Genomic DNA, 12,056 nt, shown 5'->3' with positions numbered 1-12,056 from the left:
GCGATCGGTGCGCGTCCGGTCGTGCCCGCGGGTGGATACCCTGCTGCCGGCCGACCATACACTGTCACCGGCCCACGGTGGGCGGTGAACACCGGACAATCCCTTCGCCAGTGCTAACTGGATCAGGTTCAACGGGTATTTCTCAGCCACTCGTCGCACCCGATCTTCATCCGGCGCATACGGGCGGTACCCCGTGTCACACATCCATCACATCACGACCCCGCGCACCTGGCAAGGGGCCGCGGCGAAACACAGAATGTGCGCTGGGCGACATGAGCCGCTAAGGTTGTCCCCGGTGTGCCGGGAAGTCTGGTCGGCGGGAACACCTCGGCGCGTACCCACGGTATACGGCGCGGGTGGTCTCTCATGTGAATAATCGGGGTCAGAGCACGTGCTGCGCATGTGCCCGGCGACCCCGTCGATCCGAAGAGGACCCCAATGTCCAGTACACCGACAACACTCAAGCCCGCGAAACCGTCGCTGGGCACCACCATCATGAATGCCCTGCGCGGGGAACACCTGGGCGGCATCATGCTCATCGTCGCGGCGGTGCTGGCCGTGATCTGCGCGAACTCCCCACTGGCGGGCTGGTTCTTCGCCGTGCGCGACACCTACCTCGACCTACCCCTGGGCTTTACCACCCTGCACCTGAGCGTGGCCCACTGGTGCGCGGACGCACTGCTGGCCGTGTTCTTCTTCTGCGTGGGCCTCGACCTGAAGTTCGAGTTCACCGGTGGAGCCCTGCGCGACTGGCGCCAGGCGCTGACGCCGATGGTCGCGGCCTGCGGCGGGGTCATCGTGCCGGCACTCATCTTCGCGGCCATCGTGGCCTCCAGCGGGACCGAGGGCCTACAGGGCTGGGCCACTCCGACGGCCACCGATATCGCCTTCGCCCTGGCGATCCTGGCGGTGGTGGGTCGCTGGCTGCCCAGCCCACTGCGGGTCTTCCTGATGACCCTGGCCGTGGTCGACGACCTCATCGCGATCGTCATCATCGCGATCTTCTACGCCCAGGGGCTCCAGCCCCTGTGGCTGTTGGGCGCGCTGGTCCCGATCCTCGCCTACTTCTTCCTGGTCCGCGGCGCCCCCCGATTCTTCGCCAAGCACGCCTGGGCGATGTGGCTGATCCTGTTGCCGATCGGCGCAATCGCCTGGCTGTGCATGTACCAAAGCGGCGTGCACGCGACGATTGCCGGCGTGGTGCTGGGGCTGGTGACGCCGGCGGCCATGTCCGCCAACGGCGCCAAGCCGGCGTCCCAGGTGGCACTCGAGGAGGAGGATGAGGACGCGCCGGCGGCGACCTCGGGCGTGGAGGCCGAGCAGCGCCCCCTGGCCATGATTCTGTCCGACCGGGTCTCGCCGCTGTCCTCGGCCATCGCCGTTCCGATCTTCGCATTCTTCTCCGCCGGCGTGGCGATCGGCGGCTGGTCCGGTTTCGTCGCAGCCCTGCAGGCGCCCGTGTTCTGGGGGATCATGGTGGGCCTGGTGCTGGGCAAGCCGATCGGCATCATGGCCTCGACCTGGCTGATCACCCGTACCCCGCTGGGCCGCCTGGACCGGCAGGTGACCTGGACCGATCTGTTCGGCGTGTCGATCGTCGCGGGCGTGGGCTTCACGGTTGCACTGCTGGTATCCGATCTGAGCTTCGGCGTGTCCGGAGAGCATGCGAACGACGCGAAGATCGCGATCCTGCTGGCCAGTGTGCTGGCCACCGTGCTCTCCGCGCTATGGCTGGCCCCGCGCAACCGGATGTACAAGAACAACTACCGCGACAATCTGCGGTAGGGGTCCGCGCCCTCCATCCATGGACCGTTTGTTTCAGATTCCACTGTTCGAACAGTGGAATCTGAAACAAACGGTCCACATTCAATCGCGCAGGCCCTCGACGCAGGCCGCCAGCGCTTCCTGCAGCGTTTCGCGCTGAACGGCGGTGAGCCTGGAGACCAGGCGGGCCTCGACCCGGTGAGTGCGCTCGACGGCGGCCCCCAGCAGCTCGCGCCCGGCCGCGGTGAGTGAAATCGGCAGTGCCCTGCCACTGGATGCGCGCACCGCGCGTTCGATCAGGCCCCGCTCCTGTAGGCCGCGCAGCAGGGTGTTCATGGTCTGCCGGGTGACGAAGGCGCCGCGGGCCAGCTCCGCGTTCGAGGCGCCCGGAGTGCGACTGAGTACCTCCAGGCAGACGTACTGCGGGGTCGTCAGGCCCAGTGGCCGCAAGGTCTCGTCCATCCGGGAGCGCAGTATCGACTGCACTTCTTTGAGCCGGTAGCCCACCAGTGTCCCCAAATCCTCGGGGCCGGAATCGGCGATTCCGGATTCGCCCGCCGCGCGCGCGTTTACCTCTTGAATCATGTAAGTATTCTGACATATAGTGGACTACGTCAGCATCCTGACATCGCGCTCCGGCTTCGGACCGAACCCCGGACGGACCAGGACAATCGGTCCAGGATCGTCGATCCAGGACAGTCGAACAGTAAGGAACACCCCATGTCAGTCACCGGACCCGATTTCATCGCCCTCCAGGTACGCGACCTGCAGCGCTCGGCGAAGTTCTACGAGACCCACCTCGGCCTGCACCGGGCGCCGAGCGCACCTCCCGGCGCAATCGTCTTCACCACCACCCCGATCGCCTTCGCCGTGCGCGAACCGCTACCCGGCGTCAATCTCGACCAGGTCCAGCAGCCCGGTCTGGGAGTCGCGCTGTGGCTGTGCTGCGACGATGTGCAGGGGCTCTACGACTCGCTGACCGCCGCGGGCACCCCGATCCTCTCGGAGCCCAAGCCCAGCCCCTTCGGCCGGACCTTCACCTTCGCGGACCCGGACGGCTACGCCGTCACGGTGCACGACCAGGCCTGATCGCCATGCGCACACCGGCTTCGGAAACACAGTCCGGACAAGCGCGACCCGAACAAGCACGGCCCACCCAGTCACAATCCGCGAACGCGCTCGAGCTCGACCTGCCGCGCACCCTCAACCTTGCACCTCGACCACGACCCCCGCACCGGGATCGGCGGCCGGGATCCCGGTATGGCGGGCCCACCCGGGATCGGGCCCTTCCCCGCCGGGCCCGCCTACCCTGCCCCTTCGGGCCTCGCGGGCCCGGCCGACTGCTTCCGCGATTCATTCTTCGCCTCGCCGAGGCCCGCCAGCCAGCGGTGGAACCAGATGCCGGCGAAACCGAAGGCCAGACTGAGGACCCCGATACCCACCCACAGCAGCCAGCCGTGCCGGTTCAACCCCGCATTGGGGTCGGACACCGTCGACTGGGCCGTATCCGCCGGATCGAAGTAGACGGTGCGCTGAGTCCCCTCGGCCTGCTGCTCACCACAGCGCCCGGACTCCTCGGCCTCACCGGTGGCCCTGGCCTCGGGCCTGGCCGGGTCCGGAGTGAAGACGTACCGAATCGTGCAGGTGTAGGTCGTGCTGCACGTCTTCTGCTCCGAGCCGCATTCCCGGTGCGTCGATTCGCTCGCTCCGGCCAGCACACTCGCCGTCACCGTGGACGTCATCGTCGACGCCTCGTACCGGTTGATCTGCCGGTCCCACACGCCCAGCACGATCATGAAGGCCGCGAGCGCGAAGGCGCAGGCCGGGGTGATCCACCACCCCGACTCCATCCGGCGTTTTCCCATGCCCTACTTCCACTTCCAGCTGTTGAGCACGGAGACCAGCATGTCGTTGCGATCGCCCTGCTTGACCTTCGGGTCGTTGCCGAAGCTCAGAACGTAGACATTCGTGCCGTGCAGCAGGTAGAACTGGTCGGCGAGGAAGGACCGGCCGTTGCTCTGGCTCTCCATCGAGAAGTGCAGGGCCTGTTCACCGTCGACGGTGAACTTGTCGTATTCCTTCGGGTTCTTGGCGCCGGTGTCCTTGATCTGGGATACCGCGTCCTTCTCCACATCGTCGATCGTCGTATCCGCACTCGTCGTGGTGGTCATCGCGATATTCATATTGGGGATGCCGTCCTTGGTGCCCTTGAGCGCACACACCTTCATTCCGTCGGGAATCGAGGCGCCGGGGACGGTCTTGGCATCCGTCCAGTCGGCGGGCAGGCGGAACGTGTACTCCTTGTCCGTCACCTCCTGACCGTCGGCAACCGGGCCGCCGCCCTGCTGCCCCGCGGCGGCGGAGTCCTCGCCCGCCGCACCGTCCGCGGCACCCCCATCGACACCCGGAGCCGAGGCCTCGGCCGGCTGGGCGGCCGCGTGCGAGGGCTGGGAATCCTGTTCGGGCTCCCCCGCACCCGGCCAGGGCGATGGTGGCGGCAACGGCGACAACGCCTGATGTAATCCTTAACCTATTCATGTTTCTAAACGTATCACGCAGGTCACATTGCGCCTCTGCGACCCATAGACCCAGGTCACCCGGGGTGATCCGCCCGGTGTCCCGGACGAATCACCCCGCCGAGAAGTCCAGAGCACGCCGGCCCTGCCCGTCGATCGCGAACTCGTACTTCAGGTGCAATGACTTCATCTGCTCGGCCGGTACGGCATAGGCGGTGATGAAGGACAGGTCCTTGCCCGCGGGAACAGAGGAGTGGAATCCCTTGTCGGTCCCGTCGATGGTCGGAGACACACTCCTGTCGAAGACCTCCGGACATTCGGCTCCCCCACCGTAGGTGCACGTGATGAGCGGGTACGGTGGAGCGAAGTCCGCATCCGAGGAATTGCGCAGGTGCACGCGCAGGAAGACCGGGTTCTGCCCCTGGATCCTGTCGGGAGCGGCGTGCTCGGACGCCTTGCCGGACGCCTCGGGCTCCAATTCCATGGTCACCCCCGGCACCAGTTCCTGTCCGGAGTCCTTCTGACCCCCTGCGTCCCCATCGGAGCCGGGCTGTGCCGGCTCGGCCGGGGAATCACCCTGCATCCCCGAGTCACCGTGCATCCCCCCGGTGTCATCCTGCGAAGTCGCCCCGATGCCGACGATCAACGCGATCACGATGGCCACGCTCACGATGAACCCGACGATCGTCGTGAAGATCCCCAGGACCAGACCCGTGACGGTCTGCCCCTTGTTGTCGGCACGGTTCAGGTTGAGGTTGCGCAGGCCGAGGATCCCCAGGATGATCGCCACCACGCCGGCCGGCCAGACGATGAAGCCGACGATGCCCAGGATCATGGCCCAGAGGCCCACACCGTTCTTGGACCCGGCACCCGCAGCGTTCCCCGGCGGGTTCACAGGCGCATTCCCCGGTGCGGGAGGGTAGCCCGGAACCGGCGGATTCCCTCCACCGGGACCGCCGGTATACCAACCCTGTTGCCGGGGATCGTTCGGATGGGACATCTCATCACCCTCTGCGCGCCTACGAAATCGGATCGTTACGCCGGGCCACGGTACCAGCCGATCTTCGTCATTCGCCTAGCACCCACCGCGCCCACGTTGTTAGGGTGGGCTTATCCGCAATCTCCAAACCCCGACGACCGCCCGGGAACTGGGCGGGGAAGCGAGACCACCATGGCATTCGTCAACATCACCGCACTGACCTTCCCTCCCGGCGCCGCGGCCGAGATCGAGAAGCGCTTCGCCGCGCGCAAGAAGGCGGTGGACCAGGCACCGGGATTCGCGGGCTTCGAATTACTGCGCCCGGTCAGCGGCCAGGACAAGTATTTCGTCGTCACCCGCTGGGACACCCGGGAAGCCTACGAGGCCTGGAGTGCCGCCCGCGATCAGCACGCCCACGATGCCGATCAGCGACGCGGCATGAGCGTCGACGTCTGGGGCTTCGAAGTGGTCTGAGTCGATTCTCTCAGCAGGACACAATAACCGGGCGGGCTCCAAGCACCCGATCAGCCGCATACCCCAACGGCAGGTAAACCGTCCCGGCGATGAGCGCATAGAGCACGCCGAGAACGGCGAGCTGGATCGGAAGGGGCCAACCGGCTGTATTCGTGAACTGCGGCAGCGCCGGCGGGCGTGCATAGGATACGGATGCCGGGGTTGGATGTCACTGAACAGCTTGACCAGCCAGGCCATCACCAATGATGGCCAGTCGTTTCCGCCCGCTCAGAACCCCTGGCCACCCAGCCAGGCCAGCAGCTCCCGCTCCCGCTGAGCCGCGGCCTCGGCGCTCCAGGGTCCCTGCCGCAGGGTGTCGACCACCCGGCCGTCGACCAGGTAGACCAGCCGTTCGGCCCGGGCCGCGCAGACCGGATCGTGGGTCACCATGACGATGGTCGTGCCCGCCCGGTTCGCCTCGGTCAGCGCATCGAGCGCGTCCTGGGTGGCGCTGCTGTTCAGCGCTCCGGTGGGCTCATCGGCGAACAATACGGCCGGGTCGGTGGCCAGGGCCCGGCACAGCGAGGCCCGCTGCAGCTGCCCGCCCGAAGCCTGGGTGACCTCGTGGTCGGCGACCTCGGCGATGCCGAAGCGCTCCAGCAGCCGGTCGACCGTCTGCTGCGCCGCGGCGGCCTGCTCGGCGCTGTTGCCGGCCTTGAGCGCAGGGAGCAGCACATTGTCCCGGATATTGAGATTGCGGAGGAAGTGCGACTGCTGGAACACGAAGCCCATCCGGGTCAGCCTGACCCGGCTCATCTCGGCCTCGCCCAGCTCGGTCAGCTCGCGCCCGTCCAGGCACACGCTGCCGCCAGTCGGATGGTCCATCCCGCTCATGGCGTAGAGCAGGGTCGACTTGCCCGAGCCCGAGGCCCCCATGATCGCCAGGTACTCGCCGGCTGCCACGTCCAGGTCGATCCCGCGCAGCACCTCGACCGGCGGATCCGTGGTGAAGAAGGTCTTGGACAGATCGCGCACCTGCAGACGCGGTTGGCTCCCGCCTGTCATATCGCTTCCTTTCGTCATCGCAGCCACCCGCTGCGGTCGGCCCCGCGCAGACTGTGCGCCACGAGTGCGGCCCCGCCCATTCCTGCGCCGGTGAGCAGGACGGGGAACAGCGCGTAGACGATCCACGGCTGCGGGATGAAGGTCAGCTGGGTCAGTCCCAGTCCGGCCAGGGAGATGAGCGCTCCCACCAGGCGCTCGCCCAGGGTCGCCGCCACCAGCGTGCCCAGGACGGTGCCGGCCGCCACCGTGATGAGCATTTTGAGGTGGAGCTGGCCGATGATCTCACCTGTTGAGAAGCCGAGCACGGACAGCACCCCCATCTTCTGCCGGTCCCGCCCGATGCACAGGCGCAGGAACAGGGTGGAGATGAGCGCCGCGGACCCGATCCCGAAGACCAGGGTGATGATGACGGCGGTGCGCAGCGTATCCGTGACATAGGACAGCGTCTGCCGCACGTATTCGCGCATCGGGATAACGGTGGCCGCCGGATTCGCCGCATCTAGGTCCGCGGAGACCTCGGCCGGATCAGCACCGGGGGCGACATCGGCGAAGAGGGTCCATCTTTCGGCTTCGGCAGGGGGTTCGCCCTGCAGTTTCGCGGTGAAGCCGCCACTGGTCACGTCCTGGTAGACGCCGCTGACCTGGGCCCGTGTGGTTCCACCGGCCTGTCGCAGCTCGATCGAGTCCCCCGGTCCCACGCCGTATTTCTCGGCGTTGAAGGCCGACAGCGCGATCTGCCCGTCCCGCGGCCCGGAGCCGGACAGGTACACCAGCCCGGCGTCCGAATAGTCGCCGATGCCCACACGCAGCGCCTCCCACCCCTCCTCCCCGGGGGCCTCCGCGAGCACCGTGGCGAAGGCCTTGACATCGGTCACCCGTGAGTCCCGATCCAGCTGCCCCCGCAGCTTGGCCATCGCCTCGGCCCCGGTGCCGGCGGCGGGGTCGACGAACTGGATGTCGGCGCGCAGATCGCTCTGGGGCGCGCCCATATAGGTGACGAAGCGGGGGCTTTCGAAGGTGCTCAGCAGGTTCATCGGCAGGGTGATGAGCAGGGCCGCAAGGAAGAATACTGCGGGCACCAGCGCCCACCGGCGGCGTTCGGCGCGCAGATCGAGCAGGGCCAGCCGCAGGTTCAGCCGGCCCCCGCGGCTGGGGGCCAGATGGGACTTCCGGCTTGCCGCGGATTTCCGGGCGGGGATGGACGGGACCGAGGTCCGAGCTCGCTTGGTCGACTTCGCCCGCCTGGCGGGCCGCGCATGCCTGGCCGGGGTGGTGCGCCCCTGCACGAGCGCCTCGACCACGCCCACCCGGCGCACCGCGCGCATCGCGCGGGCCGAGATCCCCAGGACCAGGGCCAACAGCACCGCGAGCGCCAGGATCGGGGCGAGCACCGTGAGCCAGGTGACCGGCGCCTCGGCGAAATTCGCCCGGATGCCCGAGGTCAGGGCGCCCAGCGAGGCGGCGGCCAGTCCGCCGCCGATGAGGCAGGCGAGCAGCGCCATCGCGCCGTAGCGCGCCAGGTAGAGCAGCGTGACGGTGCGCTGCGGGATGCCGATCGCCTTGAGCGCGCCGATCTCGTGGATCTCGTCCTCGATCGTCCCGCGCATCACGAAGCGCACATTGAGCAGCGCGATGATGATGAGCAGGAGGCCTGCGAAGACGAAAGCCACGGCGACCAGTCCGTCGCTGAGCATATTGACCAGCCGGATCATCACCTCGGTGACGGCCTGGCCGTTCTTCGGCAGGGCGGAGTCGGATTCGTAGGCCCGCTGCAGCCCGTCGATCTGCGCGGTGTCGTGCAGTCGGTAGGCGATGATGACCTCGGGGGCGGAGGTGCTGGCGCGCAGGCGGGCGAAGTCGGACGGCGCGACGACGAAGCGCGTCGCCGAGGACAGGGAGGACGCCATCTGGGCGTCGCGCACGAAGCCCGCCACCCGCAGGCGGACGCCCGTGTCCGCGGCGCCCACGGTGAGCACGTCCCCGGTCCGCAGACCGAAGAGCCGTTCGTAGCCGACGGGTGCGTACACCTCGCCGGCGGCCGGCTGCACAGGGGCGTCGGCGCGGTCGAGCAGCAGGTCGAAGCCCGCGGACTGCTCGACGAACAGATTGTCGATGAGGCTCTCGGAGAGGTCACCGCGCGACTCGGTGCCCGGGCGCGTCCAGGTGATCTGCTGTCCGTCGAAGCCGGCCATCTGCTCGATCTGCCAGTCGGCGATCTCCGGGTGGGCTGCGGCGAAGTCGTCCAGGGCGCGGCGGTCGTATTCGCCCTGGTGCATCTGCAGGAAGTGCGGGGGACGGGCCGCCGCGCTCAGTCGGCCCACCGAACCGCCGAGGCGCTCCATCACCAGCGCTCCGCTGGCCATGAGGAAGGCGCTGAGCACGAGCACGATCAGCAGCACGATGGTCACGCCCCGGTTGCGGCGCAGGTCGTTGCGCAGATAACGCAACAGGAGCGATTTCATGGGGTTCCCCCTTCGGCCCAGCCGGCAACCATGGCGCGCAACGCAGTGTCGAACTGCCGATGCGGATCGTAGGTCCAGCCAGCTGCGAAGACCGAGGCAAGATGCGGGTAACGGGCGAGCAGCACCTGGAGGTCAGCCTGTTCTTCCGTGTCCCCGCCCGCCGGTTCCCCGGCCTCGGCCAGGACATGGCCTACCGTGTAGTTGACCAGGGCGTTGAGCAGATCGGCAGTCTGCGCGCGCACCGGCAGGCCGGCTGCGATGAGCCGGGTGAGCAGCTGCTCCATCAGGTCGAAGGTTGCGGTTCCCGAGGCGGGCCGCGTGCCGATCACGGGCAGCGCCCTTGGGTGGGCGAGCAGGCTGGTGCGCAGCGCGTGCATGGTCGCGACGAGCTGATCCCGCCAGTCGGTGCCGGACTCGGGTTCGGGGATTCGGACGCCTGCCCAGATCGTGCCCATCACCCCATCGAGCACCGCGGCCTTATTGGCGAAGAAGCGGTAGACCATCATCGCGTCCACGCCCAGTTCCGCGCCCAGCCGGCGCATGCTCAACCACTCCAGGCCGTCGCGGTCGATCAGGCGCAGCGCGGCCTCGGCCACCCGCTCGCGGCTCAGCGGGATGCCTCGCGCGCCCTTGCGTTGACTCATGGCCGACCCTCCAACATGTACGTGAGTCTACAGTGTAGACCTGTAGGCGCGACGCGGGGTTCAAACACTTCGGTCCGGTGTCGCCATGCCGCTTATGCCGTGGTTATGCCACGCTCAGGCCTCGGAGTGCTGCGACCCCTCAGGGTACTGCGACTCGCGCCGTGCCCTGCGCCGGTCGATCAGCTTGAACACGCAGTACAGGATCGACCAGAGTCCGATGCCCCAGATCGCAAAGGTCACCACCGCACCCCACCAGCCGGCGGCCGTGCCCAGGTCGTACCAGCCGGTGGACAGCAGCGCCGGCAGGACCGTGACCAGCATGATCCCCAGGTGGAGAAGGGACTGGCGCAACAGGCTCCACCGTTCGATCTGATAAATGAATGCCGATCCCCCGACGGCCCCGGCAATGACGCCCACGCACAGCACGGAGCGGCCATCGGCGACCTCGCCCTGGGACAGCAGGTACAGCCCGATCGCGGTCATGATCCCCAGGGGGATGACGGTCGCAGCCAAGATCCGCCAGATCATTTCACAGCCTTCATTCTTGCAGGATACAGAGTGAACCACAGGAGCCTCGTGCACGACCGTGCCGTACCGTTGGAACATGGCAGAGACCCCCGGCACAGACTCCCGTGCGGATTCCCCGGACCCGCACTCGCCACCCATGCCCGCAGCGGTAGACCGCTGGGAGGGGGCGGGCGGCACCTGGCGGATCGAGGGCCTCGGCCCCGGAACGGCGCGCGTGGCACTGTGCCGGTGCGACGGCGGCGAGGTCGCCGAATGGCTCACGCTGCGCGAGCCCGCCGAGCTCATCTGGGCCAGGGCCGCGGCACAGGAGGCGGCGCGCACGGCCGGGGCGCAGGACGCGCAGGATGCTTATAGGAACATATCCGGCCGTTCCACGTGAAACGACGAAGTCGTCGGATCCACGCACCCCTTCCCCTGACCCACCCGCCGGATCTAGGCTGGAAGGCCAATCCAACGGGAGGACGTTATGAACCATCCACACCGGGCACTCATCGGTGCAGGATTGGCCGCCTGCCTCGTACTGGCCGGCTGCACGGGGCAACACGGCCCCGCAGACCATCGGGCGCCTCCCTCCGGAACCCGGGCAACGGCGGCCGGATCGGCCACCGCCGAACCGGGGGCGACCTCGGCCACGGGCACCAAACCGGCCACGGGCCGGCCGATCGCGGAGCGCCCCGAGACCATCGCCTCGGGCCTGCAAGCGCCCTGGTCGGTGGCCTTCGCGCAGAACACGCCACTGGTCAGCGAGCGCGATTCGGGCCGCATCCTCGAACTGGGCGCAGACGGCGGGACGCGGACCGTCGGCACGATCGACGGGGTCGAGGCCTCCGGCGAGGCCGGACTGCTGGGCATCACAGTGCAGGGCTCGCGGCTCTACGCCTATTACACCGCGGCCGATGGCAACCGGATCGTCGGTTACACGCTCACGGGTGAAGCCGGCGGCTTCGGGCTCGGCCAGCCCAGCACCCTGATCGACGGGATCCCGGCGGCGGGCAATCACAATGGCGGCCGGCTGGCCTTCGGGCCCGACGGAATGCTCTACGCGACCACCGGGGACGCCGGCGATCGGCCCAATGCTCAGAACAGGGAATCGCTCGCGGGCAAGATCCTGCGGATGACGCCGGACGGTGGCGTGCCCAAGGACAATCCCTTCGCCGACTCGCTCGTCTACACCCTCGGCCATCGCAACCCGCAGGGCATCGCCTGGGACGCCAAGGGTGCGATGTACGCCTCGGAGTTCGGCCAGGACGACTGGGATGAGCTCAATGCGATCGAGCCCGGCGCCAACTACGGCTGGCCCACCGTCGAGGGCGCGGCCAAGCGGAAGGGGTTCACCGATCCGATCGCGCAGTGGAAACCGTCCGAGGCCAGTCCCAGCGGGATGGCGATCTCCGGCGGCACCGCCTATATCGCGAACCTGCGCGGCGAGCGCCTGCGCACGGTCGAGTTGGCAGACCCGAAGCAGCAACACGAATACTTCGTGGGCGAGCACGGGCGCCTGCGCGATGTGGTGAGCGCTCCCGCTGGCGGGCTGTGGGCGGTGACGAACAATACGGACGGCCGCGGCAGCCCGGGTCGAGGCGACGACCGGATCCTGGAGGTTCAACCCGGAGGACAGTAGCCGCAGCGCGACCGTGCGCCCACC

Annotated in this window: 13 protein-coding genes and 1 riboswitch; of the genes, 5 read left to right on the top strand and 8 right to left on the bottom strand. The window is 68.1% G+C overall.

The annotated features are described in order from the left end of the window. Positions 1–82: 82 nt before the first annotated feature. Positions 83–173: riboswitch (TPP riboswitch) on the bottom strand. Between the two features lie 265 nt (positions 174–438). Continuing rightward, positions 439–1,785, top strand: a complete 1,347-nt coding sequence (gene nhaA, locus NQ034_RS08815; protein WP_257048355.1) for a Na+/H+ antiporter NhaA — start codon at positions 439–441, stop codon at positions 1,783–1,785. Positions 1,786–1,866: 81 nt separating this feature from the next. Here nhaA and NQ034_RS08810 read toward each other — a convergent pair whose 3' ends face one another. Beyond that, positions 1,867–2,349 (bottom strand): MarR family winged helix-turn-helix transcriptional regulator, encoded by a 483-nt coding sequence (locus NQ034_RS08810; RefSeq protein WP_257048353.1) that lies wholly within the window; start codon positions 2,347–2,349, stop codon positions 1,867–1,869. 135 nt (positions 2,350–2,484) lie between these two features. On the opposite strand from NQ034_RS08810, the gene NQ034_RS08805 reads away from it, so the two are divergent. Continuing rightward, positions 2,485–2,853 carry a VOC family protein gene (locus tag NQ034_RS08805; protein ID WP_257048352.1) on the top strand — a complete coding sequence of 123 codons (369 nt, stop codon included), beginning with the start codon at positions 2,485–2,487 and terminating at the stop codon, positions 2,851–2,853. A gap of 215 nt (positions 2,854–3,068) precedes the next feature. Here NQ034_RS08805 and NQ034_RS08800 read toward each other — a convergent pair whose 3' ends face one another. From NQ034_RS08800 to NQ034_RS08790, 3 genes are all read right to left on the bottom strand, one after another. Further along, complete coding sequence (locus NQ034_RS08800) at positions 3,069–3,629, bottom strand: DUF3592 domain-containing protein (protein WP_257048351.1); 561 nt, start codon at positions 3,627–3,629, stop codon at positions 3,069–3,071. 3 nt (positions 3,630–3,632) lie between these two features. Continuing rightward, on the bottom strand, positions 3,633–4,274 hold the full coding sequence (locus tag NQ034_RS08795) for a hypothetical protein (protein WP_257048350.1): 642 nt from the start codon (positions 4,272–4,274) through the stop codon (positions 3,633–3,635). Between the two features lie 118 nt (positions 4,275–4,392). Further along, a complete protein-coding gene (locus NQ034_RS08790) occupies positions 4,393–5,175 on the bottom strand; it encodes a DUF4190 domain-containing protein (protein ID WP_257048348.1) in 783 nt (260 codons plus the stop codon). Positions 5,176–5,451: 276 nt separating this feature from the next. Between NQ034_RS08790 and NQ034_RS08785 the strand changes: the two genes are divergently transcribed. Further along, positions 5,452–5,733 (top strand): antibiotic biosynthesis monooxygenase family protein, encoded by a 282-nt coding sequence (locus NQ034_RS08785; RefSeq protein WP_257048347.1) that lies wholly within the window; start codon positions 5,452–5,454, stop codon positions 5,731–5,733. A 267-nt stretch (positions 5,734–6,000) separates the two neighbouring features. On the opposite strand, the gene NQ034_RS08780 is transcribed toward NQ034_RS08785, so the two are convergent. The 4 genes from NQ034_RS08780 to NQ034_RS08765 all read right to left on the bottom strand — a co-directional run bounded on the left by NQ034_RS08780 (position 6,001) and on the right by NQ034_RS08765 (position 10,411). After that, the gene (locus NQ034_RS08780) at positions 6,001–6,777 is read right to left on the bottom strand and encodes an ABC transporter ATP-binding protein (RefSeq protein WP_257048346.1); all 777 of its coding nucleotides are present in this window, start codon (positions 6,775–6,777) and stop codon (positions 6,001–6,003) included. Positions 6,778–6,791: 14 nt separating this feature from the next. Further along, a complete protein-coding gene (locus tag NQ034_RS08775; protein WP_257048345.1) occupies positions 6,792–9,239 on the bottom strand; it encodes an ABC transporter permease in 2,448 nt (815 codons plus the stop codon). Continuing rightward, entirely contained in the window at positions 9,236–9,883 is a 648-nt protein-coding gene (locus NQ034_RS08770) for a TetR/AcrR family transcriptional regulator (protein WP_257048344.1), read from the bottom strand. Before NQ034_RS08770 ends, NQ034_RS08775 begins: the two co-directional genes overlap by 4 nt. Before the next feature lie 114 nt (positions 9,884–9,997). After that, the gene (locus NQ034_RS08765; protein ID WP_257048343.1) at positions 9,998–10,411 is read right to left on the bottom strand and encodes a DUF3021 family protein; all 414 of its coding nucleotides are present in this window, start codon (positions 10,409–10,411) and stop codon (positions 9,998–10,000) included. A 76-nt stretch (positions 10,412–10,487) separates the two neighbouring features. Here NQ034_RS08765 and NQ034_RS08760 point away from each other — a divergent pair, with 76 nt between their 5' ends. Beyond that, entirely contained in the window at positions 10,488–10,790 is a 303-nt protein-coding gene (locus NQ034_RS08760) for a hypothetical protein (RefSeq protein WP_257048342.1), read from the top strand. Positions 10,791–10,877: 87 nt separating this feature from the next. Then, entirely contained in the window at positions 10,878–12,032 is a 1,155-nt protein-coding gene (locus NQ034_RS08755; protein WP_257048341.1) for a PQQ-dependent sugar dehydrogenase, read from the top strand. Positions 12,033–12,056: the final 24 nt, after the last annotated feature.

The organism is Brevibacterium moorei (genome assembly GCF_024580735.1).
In the GTDB taxonomy this organism is placed as follows: domain Bacteria; phylum Actinomycetota; class Actinomycetes; order Actinomycetales; family Brevibacteriaceae; genus Brevibacterium; species Brevibacterium moorei.
The sequence above is the reverse complement of the archived record's forward strand: the minus strand, read 5'-3'. Positions and strand labels throughout refer to the sequence as shown.